Origin of the sequence: Draconibacterium sp., assembly GCF_041583095.1 — a bacterium.
Classification (GTDB): Bacteria; Bacteroidota; Bacteroidia; order Bacteroidales; family Prolixibacteraceae; genus Draconibacterium.
The window spans coordinates 1-17,464 of record NZ_JBFHGM010000082.1 but is presented as its reverse complement, the minus strand read 5'-3'; the positions used below and the strand labels follow the sequence as shown (position 1 = coordinate 17,464).

The following is a 17,464-nucleotide window of genomic DNA, read 5'->3' as shown; positions in this document are numbered from 1 at the left end:
ATCAACGACATAACCGAACTGAAAAAAACCGAAAAACGCCTGGAGAAAGCCCAGGAAACAATGCAGGTTTCGTCGCAAATGATTCATAAAATATCGTCGGGAATTGTGATGGTGGATAGCAATTTTAAAATAGTAGACTCCAATGAATATTTCGCCAAATTAATGGGCGAAGACACCGAGGATTTGTACGAAACCATTCCAGGGCTCACGGGAGCCGACGTTAAAGGACTGGTGCCTGATTTGATTTACAAAATGATTTCGAGCGTTCTTACATCGGGCGATGAACTTGCTGAACGCGACTTAAAGTTCAACAATAAGCTGATGCATGTTTCGGTAAGAACGCTTTACAAGAATAAAGTGGTTGGCGTTGTTTTCCGCGATATGTCGGCGCCAATGCTGGTACAGGACGAAATTATTAACCGTGCCCGCAAAATCAACAAACAAAATATTGAAACGGTACAGAAAATTGCTTTTCTGCTGGGCGAAAACGCGGCCGAAACAGAAGAATTGCTAAACTCCATAATTGAAACCTATCGCTATGGTAACGACGACAAATCCTGATTACCACGTTGAAATAGAATTCCAGCAAAAGCGGCCGAAAGGCGAAATTGCCTGTGGCGACGTGTTTCAGTCGAGTATTATTCGCGAAGAAGGACGCACCATTTTGGTATTGAGCGACGGTATCGGGCACGGAATTAAAGCAAGTGTTTTGGCAACGCTAACTTCCACCATGGCATTAAAATATTCGCAGCTGCACACCAAACCCGAAGTGGCCGCACGTATAATTATGGAGACCCTGCCAAAAAGCAGCGACGGAAAAGAAAGTTATGCCACATTCACTATAATCGAGCTGGACGGGGAAGGACATGTGCGAATTGTGAATTACGACAACCCCGGAATTCTGGTGCTCCGGAATGGAGTTGCCATGCAGGGAAAAGAATACAACCTTACGATCGAGGGCGAGGAAAACCAGGGCAAAGTATTGCATTGCAAGGAATTTACTGCACGTAAAGAAGACCGCATAATTTTTATGTCGGATGGTGTGCCACAATCGGGTCTTGGAAACCAACGCTACCCACTGGGCTGGGGTATGGAAAACATCGAGGATTTTGCGCTAAACCAGATCAAACGAATGCCTGATATTTCGGCTACAAAACTGGCACGAAAAATTGTTAACCAGGCGGTAATGAACGACCAGTTTTCGGTAAAAGACGACACCAGTTGCGGCGTTATGTATTTTCGCGAACCGCGTAAATTTATGCTGATTACCGGTCCGCCTTTTTACAAAATAAAAGACTACGACTTTGTTGGCCGCATCCAGGGTTTTGAAGGAAAGAAAATCATTTGCGGAGGAACCACGGCCGAAATCATTGCCCGCGAACTCGACCTTACTGTTGAAATTCAACACGGCAATAAAAACCTGGACAAATTACCGCCAACAGCTAAAATGCAGGGTTTTGAAATGGTTACAGAAGGGATTCTGACGCTTGGAAAAGTGGAAGAAATATTAGAAAATTACGACAGCGATACCCGACTGACAGACAGCCCGCCCGAAGAAATTGTGAAACTTTTGCTGCAGCACGACTGCATAGACATTATTGTGGGAACCCGTATTAACTGGGCACACCAGGATCCGGAACAACCGCTGGAACTTGAGCTTCGGAAATTCGTAGTAAAACGCATTGTTAAATTACTGATACATAAATTCTTTAAGAAGGTTAAAATCGAATACGTATAACAACAAAAGCAAGAATATCCGTAAGAGCTTGAACAAAGCAGTACGAATTTCGTACTACTATTGAGGGTCTTCCCCATAATTTGAACAGTGAATCTTTCAAAATAAAAACAAGACCGGATATGAAAACAATATTTACCATCTTATTCTCAATTCTGTTTCTGACTTCGTTTGGGCAAATTAAACGTTTTTTAATTCAGGGACAGATAGTGGATCAAAACGACAACCCGATTAGTGATGTTTATATTGTAAATCTCGACAACCACGACAAAGATATCAGCCAGAAAAACGGTGTATTTTCAGTCTGGGTATCGCCAGGCGATTCGCTGGTACTTTCGCACATTTCGTATTTCAGAAAAATAGTTTCGGTGCATACGCTGCTTGTTAATCCAAAAGTGGAGATGGTTTCCGAAAATGTCGACATCCCGGAGATCGTTGTGTCACCCCAACAGGTTTCGGAATTAGACAAGGCTGAACAAAACCTTGCTTTTATGCAGGAATACAACCCACCTATTAAATTTCGCATGGCAGAAGAGGAAAGTGATCCGGTTAGCATGATCATGACTGAAAATAACGACTTTATGCGTTCTGAGGCCTCATCGATAAGCCTTTTCCGTTTTTCTCCTTCCGAAAATGTTGGAAAACTTTTCACCCTTTGGAAAAAAGATCAATCGGATGAGTATTTTTCTACACCTAAAACCCGCGAAGAATTGGAGAAAAAGAAAAATAAGTAAGAGAATTTCAGCACTAATATCTTTTTCGCTATCCCATTTATCATTCTCATTTACAACTCCACACAAACTTTTAGGCATTCCAGCTGTTCTTTAGATGTAAAAAAGAAAAAAATATGAAAAAGCTAATTTTTATAAACGTATTACTCTTAGCTGTAATTACAGCTTTTGGACAAAGTTCGCTGCACGATTTTACGGTGAAAGATATTGAAGGAAAAGATTTCGACCTTTCCACATTGAAAGGGAAAAAAGTATTGGTTGTAAACACGGCATCAAAATGTGGGTTAACTCCGCAGTTTGAACAACTACAAAGTGTTTTTGAGCAATATGGTGGCGATGATTTTGTTATTATTGGATTTCCGGCAAATAATTTTGCCAACCAGGAGCCAAAAAGCAACGCCGAAATTGTTGAATTTTGCGAGATGAACTATGGAGTTACTTTTCCCATGATGTCGAAAATTTCGGTGAAAGGCGATGATATGCACCCGGTATACCAGTGGCTGACTCAGAAGAGTAAAAACGGAAAACAGGATTCGGAAGTTGGCTGGAACTTTCAAAAATATCTGATCGACGAAAATGGAAAGTTAGTTGAGGTAATTGAACCCAAAGTAAAACCTGATGATGCTAAAATCATCAGCTGGATTACGAATTAATTGCAGTAATTCATATAACTAAAACAAAAAAGGCCGACTAATTGTCGACCTTTTTTCGTGGGAACTACTGGATTCGAACCAGTGCCCCTCCCTATTTACATCGGGATGCTTTGTACCAATGCCGAAAATCTTAAAACTTTGTTTTATTAGATTTTCGAGCATCCTCGATAAAAAATGAAATCATAGATTTCTGTTTTATCGGGACTGAGCTAAGATTCCTCAATCAATTTCAAAATTGCATTTCTACTTTTCCATTTTTTAAGTTGCATCCCGCGTTTCATTGCATCACTTTTTTCATCAAAGGTTTTATCTGTAAATAATTTATAAGTCGTTAATAAGAAGTATTTTAGAAAACAGATAAGAAATTAAAATTTCATCTTCGTGCTCATGGCAACAATTGTTTGTGCTTATCTGTTTTGAAGCCAGTTTCATACTCGGGGTCTCATAAATGATCCTCCAGTAACGATCGGCCTTTTGTTTTTTCTAAGCTGCTTCTTCAATTTTTTCTATGTTATACCCCAACTCTTTCAGTTGGCGTTTCAAATAATCCACTTTGTTTTTCTTTTTCCTTTCTAAGAGATAACTGGCCCCTAATTCATGATATGGTACTTTATCTTTGATTATGTGGTAGCAGGCAACTAGTATTTTATGGCCTATGGCTAGTAATGCCCTTTTTTTTCCCCGCCTTCCTACCATACTCTCATATTTTGCTCTAAAGTACGTTCCTTTTGTCCGGGTTGCACCCCATGCAAGTTCTACCAATAATGGTTTTAGGTATTGGTTTGCTTGCCTTGTCCTCGAACTTTTTTTTTTACCTGCACTTTCATTATTGCCCGGACACATCCCCGCCCAAGATGCAAGGTGGTGTTCATCAGGAAAAACTTCCATGTTGGCACCTATCTCTGATAATATCCGCTTTGCACCATCTTTAGCCACGCCGGGAATCGTTTGTAACAGCTCCAGTTCCCTATTATATTCTTCCAATTTCTTATCCATTTCAGTATCAATTAATACAATCTGGCTCTCAAGATAAGTTATGTGGGCTTTCATCTGCTTTAGCATAAAAATATGATGCGCAGTAAGCCGTCCGGTAAGTGCCTGCCTTAATTCCTCCCTGGTCGCTGCTAATTTTCTATGATAACATTCGTTGATTAATATCTCTAAATCTTTCCGCCCGGAAATCAAACCATCTATCAGTTTTGTAGCCACTGTTCCGGAAGTATCGGAAACAACACTGGACAATTTGATATTGGCATCTTCCAATATCCGTTGAATCCGGTTCTTCTCTGAGGCTACTTCGCGGGTCAACTTGGTTTTGTACCTACTCAAGTCACGAAGTTCCCTAATGTTTTCAGGTGGAACAAAACTCCCTTTTAATAAACCACTTAAAAGTAACTTGCAAATCCAGCGGCTGTCTGCCTTGTCTGTTTTCCTGCCTGGTACATTTTTTAGGTGACGCGCGTTAACCAGCAAAATCTCAAACGAATCTTCAAGAATATTAAAAATTTCCAATAAACACCGGTGCTTTCCATGGCAATGTGCGTAATCCCATTATTCATGAGCCATTCTTTCATCTATTTCAAAGAACTCGTAAAGGTCCCGTAAGTTTTTGTCTCTTCATTAATTCCTATACCATTTACTGTGGCTACTGCTGTTTCTTTATGGACATCAATACCACAGCTTCTTTCAATTACCTGTTCAAATTCAATCGTACTCCGTTCCATGATAACTTGTAATTAGTTCGATACTAATTACAAGTTACTTTATTTTCATGCTTGTTTGTGCTTTTTTAATCATGGGTGCTTCATACAAAAACATTGGACATTTTAACAAGGGCGAAATGAAAACCATTGGTTTCGAAAGGCCGAAACACGGTGCGGTTACCTATCTTACCGCCGACGAATTAAAAGCGATTACTGACTATTGGGGTGTAGATGTTAATACGAAATAAGCGAGAATCGGCTTTTAAATTACAGGTTCGTTAGCCTACCTGTTTTCTTTCAATTTTTGAAAAACAAAAGATGCCAACCTACTGCTTTATACAGTTTCGGATGGCATCTTTTATTTTAATCTCACATCCCCTTTCTCAAAGGGAGACGATTTTGAAGCTCGAAGCTAGCAACACGTAGCTCGTAGCTATTTTACTCTTTCCAATCCGGTAAACGTCCCGGAGTCCATGGAGCATTCATTTTGTTGAGTTCGGCTTCCAGCGCCGGAACTTTATTTTCAACAATATTTTTTAATGCATCCAATACCGGAGGGAATTCTTCTTTCAGAATTTCGTACGCTTGTTTTTCGGTGGTGGTAATTCCCGTTGTCGATCCCATGTGCGTGTAAGTAATAATACTCAATCGGTTGTTTAACGGCACTTCTGCAGGAGGAATTTCTTCCCAGCTTGCTTTAGCCGGCACACCATCCATTTTAAAGTTCAGTGCTTCCAGCTCCACTCCAATTGCACGGGCTTTATCCATTAATTCCTGGCTGGCTCCCGGCGTAGCATAAATGGCTTGTTTTATCTTCTCCACTTTTGCAGTGGTTTCGCCAATCATTCGGTTGGTTCCCACAACAGCCAGTGCCAGTCTATTTACTTTTTCGGCAAACTCAACATTCTCGTTGTAGTCTTCGGCAGGCAACACGGTGTTGTTTAATTTTTTGCAGCTAAACGAAACCGGCTCAACCAATTCGGTCAACTCGCCTTCGTGCCACAATTTCATACCTACTTTATAGGTTCCGGGCATCACCATTATTCCACGACCGCTGCTTGTAATTGGGTTGTATTTATCGCTAATACGTGCATTTGCTGTAGCTGCGTAAGTCATATTCCAGTTCACGCGGCTCACGCCTTTTGAAGGCGCTTTTGTAAACTGGTCGATCACATTCCCGTCGTTATCATAAATGGTAAATATCAGGTGTGTTTTTTCCTGCTGACCTTCCAGTTGTAATTCCCTCCATGTTGGTTGCGGAATCGGCTTTCCTTCTTTAAACAACTCTTTCTCTTCCTCTTTCCGAATTTGCTTTTGTGTTTTTGGCACTTCATTCAGGTAGTAGGTAAAAGTTGCTCCGTATTCCGGATTATCCGCTGTAAAATAGGTACTTCCCTGGTTGCTTTTCCCTCTGGTTTGTGCAAACATCAGCGCATCTTTTATCGGGAAAATCTCCGCTTTTGTATTTTCAAGCTCGGCTGAAATTTTGCGCAAGGGGCTGTAATCGTCCATGATGAAGAAACCACGGCCAAATGTTGCAGCAACCAGGTCGGTTTCGCGTTCCTGGATAGCAATGTCGAATACAGGGATCGTTGGTATTCCTGATTTTAGCTGCACCCAGTTTGTACCACCGTCAACCGTAAAGAAAATGCCAAACTCTGTTCCCACAAACAATAATTCAGGGCGAGCAAAATCCTGCATAATGGTATGAACCGAGCCATTCTCGGGCAGATTGCCCGAAATGGAAGTCCATGTTTTTCCTTTATCGGTACTTTTATAAACGTAAGGTTTAAAATCGTCGCGTTTCAGGTTATCAAAAGTGGCATAAACCACATTCGCATCAAAACGGTCGGCGCAAATATCACTTACAATCGTTAACTCCGGCACTCCCGGAAAACTTTTTACCTGCGTCCAGTTTTCACCATCTTCGGTAACCGAAATTACACCGTCGTCGGTTCCGGCATACAACAGGCCTTCCTGCAGTTTTGATTCTTCGAGTGCCACAATGGTTCCCCACTGCGAAGTAGACACATCGCGAACCACCGCCTCGGCAGGCCAGTATTTTCCCATTACCGGAATTGATGTGCGGTCGATTTGTGCAGTCAGATCATCGCTGATTACTTCCCAGGTGTTGCCACGGTCGTCGCTACGGAAAACCTTGTTGGCCGCCATGTACAAACGTGTATTTTTATGCGGACTAATAATCAATGGCGTGTTCCAGTTCCACTTGTAAGTCAGTTCACCTTTACGTTCGATGGGTTTAATACTTATACTCTCGCCGCTTTTTTTATCGTAACGCGATACATTTCCGTACTGGTATTCCGAGTAAACGATGTCAGGATTGCCGGGTTCGATAGCTCCCCAAAAACCATCGCCACCGATGGTTGGAAACCACTCGTCGTTGGTAACGCCGTTTCGGCTGATTGTTTGCGAAGGACCACCCATTGAATTATTATCCTGTGTTCCGCCATACACATTGTAGAACGGTTCGGCATCATCAAGGTACACCCGGTAAAATTGAGTTATGGGTAAATTCTCTTTAAAATCGAAAGTTGCTCCGGCATCCCATGTTTCGTAAATACCTCCGTCGCCACCAATAATATAGTGCTCAGTATCTGTAGGGTCGATCCAAATGGCATGATCATCTACGTGACGGCCACGGGTGCTTATACTTGTCCAGTTTTTTCCACCATCAACAGTTACTTTTGAAACTGTTTCAGTTGAATATACTTTATCCACATCTTTAGGATCGCATACAATTTCGTTGTAATACTGTCCGCTAGAATGGTAATCGCTCATCTTCTCCCAGCTTTCTCCTTTATCCGTCGAGCGGAAAAAACCGCCTTTATCATCGGCAGCTTCCACAATCAGGTACACGTAATTCGGATCAACGGGCGATACATCAATGCCCATTCCGCCAATATCAACCGAAGGCAGTCCCTTCATAACTTTTCGCCAGTTTTCGCCGCCATCGGTACTTTTATATACAGCCGATTCCGGGCCGCCACCAATTTTTGTGAACGAAGTTCTGCGGCGTTGCTCCGATGTTGCATACATAACATCCGGGTTACAAGGATCCATCACCACGTTATTTACGCCGGTGTTTTCGCTAATCTCCAGTACTTTGTTCCAGGTTTCGCCACCGTCGGTACTTTTGTACAGGCCACGCTCCTCGCCCGGTCCCCATGCCGATCCTTCAGCAGCAACAAAAACAACATCAGAATTTCGTGGGTCGATAACGATTCCACCAATCTGGCGGCTTTCTTTCAAGCCCATATTTTTGAATGACTTTCCACCATCAAGCGATTTGTAAACGCCATCGCCATAACCCAATGCACGCTGGTGGTTGTTTTCGCCGGTTCCTACCCAAACTACATTTGAGTTATTTGGATCGAGCACCACAACACCTGTTGAATACGAACCGTAATTATCGAAGATCGGACTCCAGGTAGTGCCATTGTTCGTGGTTTTCCAAACGTTACCGGAAGCAACTGCCACGTAGTATTCTTTATGATTATTGGGGTTTACAGCAAAATCAGCAATCCGCCCGCTTGCCCATGCCGGACCAATACTTCGCCATTTCAGGCCACTAACCAGCCCCGAATTAACAAAAGGCTTGTCTTCTTCCTTTTTCTCTTCTTCTTTCTTTTTGGAAAAGGCTACCGTTGAAACTAAAAATACGGCAGCCATTAACAGTGTGAGTTTTTTCATAGAATATTTATTTGAATTTTCGAAATCATCAGTATGAAACAATGGGCGAATATTACGCAAAATGCCATTTTATTGAGCAATTTTAAGCGTTACCCTTAGGTTTAGTTTTACTGTGCTGAAAATAATAAATATATACTATGTAAAAAAAGATATAAGTCACAATCCTCACCGAAATATAATTTCGGTGAAGTCATAAGACAATTATTTCCTGTACGGAATAAAATTTGGAGACTAAAGTGCTTTCTTTTGAGAGAATGTGCCCCTTAGAAATTCAACACGCCCTTCAGGTTCTTATAACCTGTTTTGCTGACTTTCAGTTTTGTTTTGTCGTGCAGAATAACAATGTACGATTCCTTTTCGTATTGCTGGATTTCCCCGATCTCGTCGACCTTTACAATGTAGCTGCGGTGGATACGCACAAAGTTTTTCGGGTTCAAAGCGTTCTCGAAATACTTCATGGTTTTTTGTTTCATCCAGCGACCATCGTTGGTATAGATCATTACATAATCGTCCATCGATTCAATGTAGCGAACTGCATCAACCGGGGCAATATGAATTTTATGACGATCCTTCACCACAATACGGTCGAGGTATTCATCTTTTGGAAAATCGCTTACTTTTTCGGCCACATCCGACTCTTTTCCCTCGGTTTGTATGCGCTCCATAACTTTTTGAATAGCCTCATCCAAACGATCTTTCGAGTAGGGTTTTAATAAATAATCGGCAGCATTAAAATCAAAAGCTTTTAAAGCATATTGGTCGTACGCCGTGGCAAATATTATCTGTGGTTTGTGCTCGAGCAACTCCAGCAACTCAAAACCGGTGATCTTTGGCATTTGAATATCAAGAAAAACCAGGTCGGGTTTTAAGTCGTTGATTTGTTTCACGCCTTCAAAGCCGTTTTCGCATTCGGCAATCAGTTCAATCGCTTCGTTATCGGCCAGGAACGACTTCATCAGGTTACGAGCCAGTTCTTCATCTTCAACTATAATTGTGCGCAATTTTTCAGTCATGGTTTACAATTTTTGAGGAATGGTTAAAGTTACGGTAAATTCGTTTTGTTTATTTTCAATTTTCAGCAAATGCGGGTTTCCGTAGATCACCTGCAGGCGGTCGCGGATATTACGCAATCCAATTCCTTCGCCCTTTTTGCTTAATACATTTTTATCGTAGGTATTGCTGATGGTTACCACCAGCTTATCATCGTCGCACCAGCAATGTGTAATTACATCAATGGTTTCGGTGGCTTCGTACACGCCATATTTTATAGCATTTTCATACAGTGGCTGAAGTATCATATTAGGAATTACGGCCTTTAAACAATTCTCTTCAACGGCAAAAACCGGATTCAGTTTTTTCCCGAAACGCACCTTTTCAATCTTCAGGTAAAGTTTGTTATTATCGATTTCCTGCTGAACACTTACTTTTTCGCGCTGATCGTGCTTAAGCGAATAGCGCATCAGCTGCGAAAGGTTGATCACCATTTCCTGTGCTTTTGCCGGGTCGGTCATTGTAAGCGACGAAATACTGTTCAAACTGTTAAACAAAAAGTGTGGATTGATCTGCGATTTTAAGGCATGCAATTCGGCTTCTTTTACCAACGCTTTTAGCTTGGTTTCGTTTTTGGTTTTTTCTTTAAAAGCCAGGTAATAATTTACGGCGTAGAAAAACACCACGTTAAATGTATAAAGCAAATATCCGTTATAAAGCCCGGTGAACAGATAGTTATGATCTTCCTTTAACTGCCCTGGATTTATGAGTTTTGTAATTACCGTACCAATGTAAAGCCAAATTAAAACGATTATGGTGGCGGCAATAACATGAGCCAGAATTACACGGCCAACACTGTTATCTTCGAGGGTGCTGAATTTAATGACATACCAGATGGCAATTCCTAAAAATCCGAAAAGGATAATGTAGGCGAAACGTTCGGTCATGGCAGTAATAAAATCACTTTCGCCAACCGAAACAACCACTAAAACCATTACCACTGCCAGTATCAACCAAAACGCAACATACGAAATGGCCAACCGTGGTGATTTTATAAAGGGATGCCTAAAATCCATTTTTACAGGTATTTGATCTCTACGCCGCCAAAGGCTGCAAAACCTTTTATCACCAGCGTTTTCGAGGGATCGGGAACGATTTGATTCAGCGAGTTTCCGCGTTTATCAGTATAGCCGCCAAAAATAGCGGTAACTTCATTTTTTACTGTCCAGTCGGGTGGCACTTTAAAACCACAGCCGCCAAATAAAGCCAGCGAGTCGATAACAGCACCATTGGCCGAAAGTCGAGCCTGACGCAGATCGTACTCTGTTCCGCCAAAAACCGAAGTGGTTTTTCCGCCCATAAAGTTCTGCGAATTTACGTACACTTCGCGACCTCCGAAAATCACAAAATCATCGAAGTAGTCCTGCCCTTTTTGTTCTCCCTGATTAAAATTGGGTCCTTCAAAAGGGTTTCGTTTTCCGGAGTGCGTTACCAGAATTGCCACACCAATACCTATTATTAATACCGGCCAGCCTATTCGTCGTAATTCATAAGGGATATGAGCCACTTCCGGAATCAAAAAGAAAGCTCCGATTACGATTAAAACAGTCCCTGTGGTTTTATTCCCTCCGATTATGGAGAAGACCCCAATTCCGATAAGTAACATTTGCCACGAGATCAGAATATCGTTCCAAAATGATGGAATAAGATCGAGGCGCTCGAAAATCCACAGTGCACCTACCACAATTAGAAATAAGCCCAAAAAGGCTCTCCTGTTTGTACTCTCCGGTTTATTATCCATGATAAAAGTTTTAACTGTCCTAAAATATTGATAATCCTCTAAACACTGTCCTTTTTTTTAGCGGATTTACTTTCTTTCGCAACTACGGGCTAAAACAAACGCGCGATTAACGCAATTCCCAATACAATTAAAATTACCGGGAACAAAAACACAATTGCCGCTCCTGAAATGAAAATCAGTTTTGGTAACAAAAATATGCCTCCAATAATAAGTAACACCAGGCCACCCGAACGTTTACCGGCCATTAATACTGCTCCGATAATGATTAAAATAACAGGCCATGAAAAAACAAAATGCCCAAAGCCATGAAAGACACTTCTTACAGGACTAAAAATTTCATGAAAGTTTAAAAACGGGAAATCAAAAAAGAAACCGGTTTGTTTTAGTATCCATACCAAACCAATACCGATTAAAACTAAAGCCAATACTTCTTTTGAGTTTTCTTTTTTATGTGTTCTTTCCTGTGGCACTTTTTCCATGATACTGTTTTTTGCATTTACACATCAAAAGTAGAAATCGCAACCCGGCCAAACAGTTAACATTCGGTTAACAAAGGTTATGAATCGGTAAATGGGTATATGTTGGTATTAACCGGAAACGAGGTTGTGCGGGAGGAACTGACAAAATCCAATAGTTAAAGTGTTAAAAAATAGAGGATTTCGAAGTGCCAACAGTGACAAAAAAGCATATAGTAGAATTACATTACCCCTCACCCTTCCGGGAGCTCCCCCTGGAAAGGGAGCAGGATTTTTGCGACTTTCTGCGCTGCATCAAAGCTGTCCCGATTTTATCGGGATGCCGACAGGCAAAGAGGTAAGATGATGAAAGTGCTAATGAATTAAAATGCCGGATTTAAGGCATAAAAAAAGGTTGTTCTCAATTTGAAAACAACCTTTTGGCTTTTATTTCTTTTGTGCTTTTGCCCACGAATCGCGCAAGGGAACCGTTCGGTTAAACACCGGTAGTTCGGGTGTTGAATCCGGATCCATGTTAAAATAGCCCATTCGTTCAAACTGAAAATGATCGAGCGGTTTAGCTGTTTTTACAAATGGCTCCAGGTAACAGTTATCCAGCACTTTTAACGAATCAGGATTCATAAACTCTTTAAAGTCTATATCCTTGTGCCCATCCGGTTCTTCATCGGTAAACAAACGATCGTACAGGCGTACTTCTGATTTAACGGCATGTTTTGCCGATACCCAGTGTACCACACCTTTTACTTTTCTGCCATCGGAAGATTTCCCCCCTTTTGACTCAGGATCGTAAGTACAGTGCAACTCAACGATTTTGCCGTTTTCATCTTTAATAACTTCGTTACATTTTATCAGGTAGCCGTAGCGCAAACGTACCTCGCGGTCGGGCCCCAAACGGAAGAACTTACGTGGAGGATCTTCCATAAAGTCGCTTTGTTCGATATAAACCTCGCGCGAGAATGGTACATCCCGGCGTCCCATCGACTCATCTTCAGGGTTGTTTACGGCGCTTAATATCTCTTCTTTATCCTCAGGATAATTGGTAATTACTACTTTTAGCGGATCGAGCACTCCCATTACACGCTGTGCAATTTTATTCAGATGATCGCGCACGCTGAATTCCAGTAATGAAACATCAGTTGTTCCATCTACTTTAGTTACACCAATTTTATCCGAGAAATTACGGATTGATTCAGGTGTGTAACCTCTTCGGCGTAAACCCGAAATAGTTGGCATCCGCGGATCGTCCCAGCCTCTGACATGGCCATCCTTTACCAATTCCAGCAATTTACGCTTGCTCATTACGGTATAAGTAAGGTTTAAACGCGAAAACTCAATCTGGCGCGGACGGTAATCCGAATCCTTTAACTGATCAATAAACCAGTTGTACAACGGACGGTGCACCTCAAACTCCAAGGTACAAATCGAATGGGTGATTCCTTCCCAGTAGTCGCACTGACCATGCGCAAAATCGTACATCGGATACACACACCAACTATTTCCGGTGCGGTGATGTTCGGCTTTCATAATCCGGTAAATAATCGGATCGCGCATGTGCATATTCGGCGATGCCATATCTATTTTTGCACGCAGCACTTTTTCGCCCTCATTAAATTCACCCATTGTCATTCGCTCAAACAAATCGAGGTTGGTTTGAACCGAACGATTTCTGAACGGACTTTCCGTACCGGGTTTCTGCGGTGTTCCTTTTTGCTCGCTTATGGTTTCAGCATTCTGATCGTCGACATAAGCTTTGCCTTCTTCAATCAATTGAACGGCAAAAGCATGTAATTTTGGGAAATTATCGGATGCATAATACAAACGATCCTCCCAGTCGAAACCCAACCAACGCACATCTTCCATAATCGATTCAACATATTCTGTTTCCTCTTTCGATGGGTTTGTATCGTCGAAACGAAGGTTTGTTTTGCCTCCGTATTTTTGCGCCAGCCCGAAATTTAAACAGATCGATTTGGCGTGTCCAATATGTAAATAACCATTGGGTTCGGGGGGAAAGCGTGTATGCACACGTTTATCATTTTTACCTGCGGCCAAATCGGTGTCGATTTGTGCATGAATAAAGTTGGCCCTTTTGGGCGCTTCAGCATTAGTATTGGTATTTTTTTCTGCCATTTTCTTGAATTATCCCCTATTGAATAAGGCTACAAAATTAAAAAATGATTTGTGAGTACACTTAACACCTGTTCAAATTATTACTTTTGTTGCAATAATATTAATTAGGGATGGGAGTAATTGAAATAGAGGGAATGAAATTTTATGCCTATCACGGGCATTTTGCTGCCGAGCAAATTGTTGGCAACCACTTTGAAGTGTACCTGCGACTGGAAACAAACTGCGATGCCGCAGCCCAATCTGACAATTTAGATGATGCATTGAACTACCAGGCTGTTTATGAAACCGTAAAAGAAGTGATGCAGATAAAATCGGCCTTGTTGGAGAATGTAAGCAAACGTATTCTGGATACCCTTTACGACCGATTCCCTGCAATTGATAAAGCCCGCGTTAAAATCTCGAAAATGAATCCACCAATGGGAGGCGAAATGGAACGGGTGAGCGTTACCATGGAGCGCTAAAAATCAGTCGCAGTCTCAGTTAACAGCTAAAAGTGCACCCTAATTTGTTACTAACGGCTAGTAGCTCGCGGCTCGAAACTATCCTAAATCTATGTTATTAAATATTTAATCCCCAGCTCAATACTGACATTTATCAAATTATTCGAACTTCTTTTTCGTATTTTCCAAAAAAATAAATTCAACCTTTTACTCATGTTTTATAGTTCGACTAATTTAAACGAAGGAAAGTGCCGAAAATCGTGCACTACTGAAAAGAAGCGGGAGCTTCGCGAGGGAAATAATCCAAAATCGACAGAAGCCGGTTGGCAGGTAGGTGCCAGCGACTTGCATGTAAATGCAAACTGGCAAAAACGCAGAAAATAACACGATTTTATTTTTTGTGTTGCGAGAACTGCAAAATTTTATATTTTTGCAGTCCGAAAACGTACAAGGTTCCTTGGCCGAGTGGCTAGGCAGCGGTCTGCAAAACCGTGTACGGCGGTTCGACTCCGCCAGGAACCTCAACAAAAGAGAGCAACAACAGCTCTCTTTTTTATTTTTAGGGAATCGATTCTTTTAGTTTATTAACTTCCACCTATTCCCAGGATTATTTTATCGGAACCACGTCCCCATTTTCATTGTAATTTATTCTTAGTAAATTTGAAGAGAGAGCATTTTTGCCAAAACAATTTCACCCGGAATTCGAAATAACACCGAATTCTGCAGGAAATTTAAATCTTATTAAACCAACTGCAATGAAAGCGAAAATCGAATTTACTTTAAACGGAAAGGATGTTTCAGTTGAACTGGAAGAATCGAAAAAACTCCTTTGGGTTTTGCGAACACATTTTAACCTGACCGGCACCAAATATGGTTGCGGCGAGGGGTATTGCGGCGCCTGCACCGTACTCATCAACAACTCGGCAACCCGGTCGTGTGCTACCACCATTGGCGAAGTAGCCGACAAAAATGTGATCACAATTGAAGGACTGGCACAGGGCGAAAAACTGCATCCGGTGCAGCAGGCATTTGCCGACCATGATGCCCTGCAATGCGGCTACTGCACTCCGGGCATGATAATGAATGCTGTGGGCCTACTGAACGAACAGCCAACTCCAAGCCGGGAAGATATTATTTTGGGAATGGAAGACAACCTGTGTCGTTGTGGTGCACACAACCGTATTCTGGATGCAATTGAAGACGCTGCAAACAAAATGCAAAACAGCAAGTAATTCAGCTTTTATGTATTCAAAACCTAAAAAATGACAACATGGACAAGGCAAAAAATATTCAGGATTATATAGAAGGACACACCCCTTCCAACAGCATAAAACGCCGGAACTTTATTCGTTTACTTGGCGGAGGCATTTACGTTTTCTTCCATGCCGGAGCAGCACTAAAACTGATGGCGGCTGACGGAGATCAACGGCAGTTACCGGATGATTTTAATGCTTTTCTTCGAATTCACGAGGATGGAAAAGTATCGTGTTATACCGGTAAAATCGAAATGGGTCAGGGAGCGAATACCGGACTGGCCATGATGCTGGCCGATGAGCTTGATGTAGCGTACGAAAATGTTGAAATGGTAATGGGCGACACCGATCTCTGTCCGTGGGACATGGGAACTTTTGGTTCGCTTACAACCCGCATGTTCGGGCCGTCGATGTTGGCCGCTGCAGCAGAAGCGCGCCAGGTTTTATTGGAACTGGCTGCGGAAAAACTGGGTACAGATGTGGACAAGCTCGAAGTTGCTGAAGGTGTGGTTTTTGATCGCGGTAACAGAGCGAAAAAGGTAACTTACGCGCAACTTGCCAATGGGCAACGCATAGAACGAGTTGCAAAAAAAGATGCTACCGTTAAAGATTATTCGAAATACAAAATAATGGGCAAGCCGAAATTCCGTGCCGACAGCATGGAAAAGGTTACCGGAAAAGCCAAATATTCCGGCGACATGCGTTCGCCCGAAATGCTTTATGCCCGTTTATTACGTCCGCCATCGCACGGTGCAAAATTAATTTCGGTGGATACATCAGAGGCTGAAAAAGTTGACGGAGTTCAGATTGTAAAAGATGGCGATCTGGTAGCCGCTTTGCATGAAGATCCGGAAATGGCAGAAAAAGCACGAGGCTTATTTCGCGCTAAATTTGAAGAGGCAGACAAACCGGTTAATAATGACAACATTTTCGATTACCTAAAGGAACGTGCACCGGAAGGAAATGTAAATATAAACGAGGGAGACCTTTCAAAAGGCGAAGAACTGGCAACTTCGGTTTTTAATACCGAATTCCACGACGGATACGTTGCCCATTCGCCCATGGAACCACATACTGCAATGGCTTATTTCGACGGCGATAAAATGACTGTTTGGGCCGGAACGCAAACACCGTTCCCCGCCCAATCAAATATTGCCCGGATATTGGGAATGGAAGCAGAGAAAGTTCGGGTGAAACCTCCTTACCTGGGAGGTGGTTTTGGTGGGAAATCGGCCCACGGGCAAGCCGTTGAGGCAGCAAAACTGGCAAAACTAACCGGTAAACCGATTATGGTTGACTGGACACGTGAAGAAGAGTTTTTCTATGATAACTTTCGTCCGGCAGCAGTTTTAAAAATAAACTCGGGAATCGACGACGCAGGTAAAATTACCTTCTGGGATTACCACGTGTATTATGCCGGCGACCGTGGCTCCGAAACCCTGTACGATGTGCCTCATCAGAAAAGAACGGTTTACGGACGTGGATGGAGAGCACCGGGAATACATCCTTTCGATACCGGAGCGTGGCGCGGACCGGGCAACAGCACCAACACCTTTGCACGCGAAACACAGGTGGATATTATGGCAGCCAAAGCCGGAATCGATCCGGTTGAATTCAGGCTAAAAAACCTGAAGGACCAACGTGCCATTGATGTGCTGGAAGCGGTGGCAGAAATGGCCGACTGGAAACCGGGGAAATCACCATCGGGAAGAGGTTTCGGCGTTGCCATTGGTTCCGATGCCGGAACTTATGTAGCGCACATTGCAAAAGTGGATGTTAACAAAGAAACCGGTGAGGTAAAAGTGCTAAAAGTGTGGGTGGCACAGGAAATGGGATTTTGT

At 42.3% G+C, this 17,464-nt stretch carries 15 protein-coding genes, 1 tRNA gene and 1 pseudogene; 10 read left to right on the top strand and 7 right to left on the bottom strand.

Annotated elements, in window-relative coordinates; all coding sequences use genetic code 11:
- The 4 genes and pseudogenes from ABZB17_RS09760 to ABZB17_RS09745 all read left to right on the top strand — a co-directional run.
- Nucleotides 1-561, top strand: a pseudogene (locus ABZB17_RS09760) (histidine kinase); the annotation flags it as partial.
- Nucleotides 539-1,738, top strand: coding sequence for a SpoIIE family protein phosphatase (locus ABZB17_RS09755; RefSeq protein ID WP_045026743.1), 1,200 nt, complete (start codon nt 539-541; stop codon nt 1,736-1,738). The pseudogene ABZB17_RS09760 and the gene ABZB17_RS09755, both read left to right, overlap by 23 nt.
- A 119-nt stretch (nt 1,739-1,857) precedes the next feature.
- On the top strand, nt 1,858-2,469 hold the full coding sequence (locus tag ABZB17_RS09750) for a hypothetical protein (RefSeq protein ID WP_372649801.1): 612 nt from the start codon (nt 1,858-1,860) through the stop codon (nt 2,467-2,469).
- Between the two features lie 113 nt (nt 2,470-2,582).
- Complete coding sequence (locus ABZB17_RS09745; RefSeq protein ID WP_045026738.1) at nt 2,583-3,119, top strand: glutathione peroxidase; 537 nt, start codon at nt 2,583-2,585, stop codon at nt 3,117-3,119.
- Nucleotides 3,120-3,602: 483 nt separating this feature from the next.
- Here ABZB17_RS09745 and ABZB17_RS09740 read toward each other — a convergent pair whose 3' ends face one another.
- Nucleotides 3,603-4,631, bottom strand: coding sequence for an IS110 family transposase (locus ABZB17_RS09740; RefSeq protein ID WP_372649799.1), 1,029 nt, complete (start codon nt 4,629-4,631; stop codon nt 3,603-3,605).
- A gap of 283 nt (nt 4,632-4,914) precedes the next feature.
- Here ABZB17_RS09740 and ABZB17_RS09735 point away from each other — a divergent pair, with 283 nt between their 5' ends.
- Nucleotides 4,915-5,070, top strand: coding sequence for a hypothetical protein (locus ABZB17_RS09735; RefSeq protein ID WP_372649797.1), 156 nt, complete (start codon nt 4,915-4,917; stop codon nt 5,068-5,070).
- A 190-nt stretch (nt 5,071-5,260) separates the two neighbouring features.
- Here ABZB17_RS09735 and ABZB17_RS09730 read toward each other — a convergent pair whose 3' ends face one another.
- The 6 genes from ABZB17_RS09730 to ABZB17_RS09705 all read right to left on the bottom strand — a co-directional run bounded on the left by ABZB17_RS09730 (nt 5,261) and on the right by ABZB17_RS09705 (nt 13,930).
- Nucleotides 5,261-8,533, bottom strand: a complete 3,273-nt coding sequence (locus ABZB17_RS09730) for a glycosyl hydrolase (RefSeq protein ID WP_372649795.1) — start codon at nt 8,531-8,533, stop codon at nt 5,261-5,263.
- Nucleotides 8,534-8,796: 263 nt separating this feature from the next.
- Complete coding sequence (locus tag ABZB17_RS09725) at nt 8,797-9,546, bottom strand: LytR/AlgR family response regulator transcription factor (RefSeq protein WP_372649793.1); 750 nt, start codon at nt 9,544-9,546, stop codon at nt 8,797-8,799.
- Between the two features lie 3 nt (nt 9,547-9,549).
- Nucleotides 9,550-10,599 carry a sensor histidine kinase gene (locus ABZB17_RS09720; RefSeq protein ID WP_372649791.1) on the bottom strand — a complete coding sequence of 350 codons (1,050 nt, stop codon included), beginning with the start codon at nt 10,597-10,599 and terminating at the stop codon, nt 9,550-9,552.
- Nucleotides 10,600-10,601: 2 nt separating this feature from the next.
- Nucleotides 10,602-11,324 (bottom strand): LiaI-LiaF-like domain-containing protein, encoded by a 723-nt coding sequence (locus ABZB17_RS09715; RefSeq protein ID WP_372649789.1) that lies wholly within the window; start codon nt 11,322-11,324, stop codon nt 10,602-10,604.
- 89 nt (nt 11,325-11,413) lie between these two features.
- Complete coding sequence (locus ABZB17_RS09710) at nt 11,414-11,803, bottom strand: hypothetical protein (RefSeq protein ID WP_372649787.1); 390 nt, start codon at nt 11,801-11,803, stop codon at nt 11,414-11,416.
- A gap of 423 nt (nt 11,804-12,226) precedes the next feature.
- Nucleotides 12,227-13,930 (bottom strand): glutamine--tRNA ligase/YqeY domain fusion protein, encoded by a 1,704-nt coding sequence (locus ABZB17_RS09705; RefSeq protein ID WP_372649786.1) that lies wholly within the window; start codon nt 13,928-13,930, stop codon nt 12,227-12,229.
- Nucleotides 13,931-14,040: 110 nt separating this feature from the next.
- On the opposite strand from ABZB17_RS09705, the gene folB reads away from it, so the two are divergent.
- From folB to ABZB17_RS09680, 5 genes are all read left to right on the top strand, one after another.
- Nucleotides 14,041-14,391 (top strand): dihydroneopterin aldolase, encoded by a 351-nt coding sequence (folB, locus tag ABZB17_RS09700; protein WP_319502138.1) that lies wholly within the window; start codon nt 14,041-14,043, stop codon nt 14,389-14,391.
- Between the two features lie 192 nt (nt 14,392-14,583).
- The gene (locus tag ABZB17_RS09695) at nt 14,584-14,754 is read left to right on the top strand and encodes a hypothetical protein (protein ID WP_372649785.1); all 171 of its coding nucleotides are present in this window, start codon (nt 14,584-14,586) and stop codon (nt 14,752-14,754) included.
- Between the two features lie 67 nt (nt 14,755-14,821).
- Nucleotides 14,822-14,892 (top strand) — tRNA-Cys (locus tag ABZB17_RS09690).
- A gap of 233 nt (nt 14,893-15,125) precedes the next feature.
- A complete protein-coding gene (locus ABZB17_RS09685; RefSeq protein WP_372649783.1) occupies nt 15,126-15,602 on the top strand; it encodes a (2Fe-2S)-binding protein in 477 nt (158 codons plus the stop codon).
- A 38-nt stretch (nt 15,603-15,640) separates the two neighbouring features.
- The coding region (locus tag ABZB17_RS09680; RefSeq protein WP_372649782.1) for a molybdopterin cofactor-binding domain-containing protein at nt 15,641-17,464 on the top strand (1,824 nt) is incomplete at its 3' end.

Coding starts and splice junctions, on each gene's coding strand:
- ABZB17_RS09755 (WP_045026743.1), top strand. CDS start 539: ATGGTAACGACGACAAATCCTGATTACCACGTTGAAATAGAATTCCAG.
- ABZB17_RS09725 (WP_372649793.1), bottom strand. CDS start 9,546: ATGACTGAAAAATTGCGCACAATTATAGTTGAAGATGAAGAACTGGCT.
- ABZB17_RS09750 (WP_372649801.1), top strand. CDS start 1,858: ATGAAAACAATATTTACCATCTTATTCTCAATTCTGTTTCTGACTTCG.
- ABZB17_RS09730 (WP_372649795.1), bottom strand. CDS start 8,533: ATGAAAAAACTCACACTGTTAATGGCTGCCGTATTTTTAGTTTCAACG.
- ABZB17_RS09685 (WP_372649783.1), top strand. CDS start 15,126: ATGAAAGCGAAAATCGAATTTACTTTAAACGGAAAGGATGTTTCAGTT.
- ABZB17_RS09735 (WP_372649797.1), top strand. CDS start 4,915: ATGGGTGCTTCATACAAAAACATTGGACATTTTAACAAGGGCGAAATG.
- ABZB17_RS09705 (WP_372649786.1), bottom strand. CDS start 13,930: ATGGCAGAAAAAAATACCAATACTAATGCTGAAGCGCCCAAAAGGGCC.
- ABZB17_RS09710 (WP_372649787.1), bottom strand. CDS start 11,803: ATGGAAAAAGTGCCACAGGAAAGAACACATAAAAAAGAAAACTCAAAA.
- ABZB17_RS09715 (WP_372649789.1), bottom strand. CDS start 11,324: ATGGATAATAAACCGGAGAGTACAAACAGGAGAGCCTTTTTGGGCTTA.
- ABZB17_RS09720 (WP_372649791.1), bottom strand. CDS start 10,599: ATGGATTTTAGGCATCCCTTTATAAAATCACCACGGTTGGCCATTTCG.
- folB (WP_319502138.1), top strand. CDS start 14,041: ATGGGAGTAATTGAAATAGAGGGAATGAAATTTTATGCCTATCACGGG.
- ABZB17_RS09745 (WP_045026738.1), top strand. CDS start 2,583: ATGAAAAAGCTAATTTTTATAAACGTATTACTCTTAGCTGTAATTACA.
- ABZB17_RS09695 (WP_372649785.1), top strand. CDS start 14,584: ATGTTTTATAGTTCGACTAATTTAAACGAAGGAAAGTGCCGAAAATCG.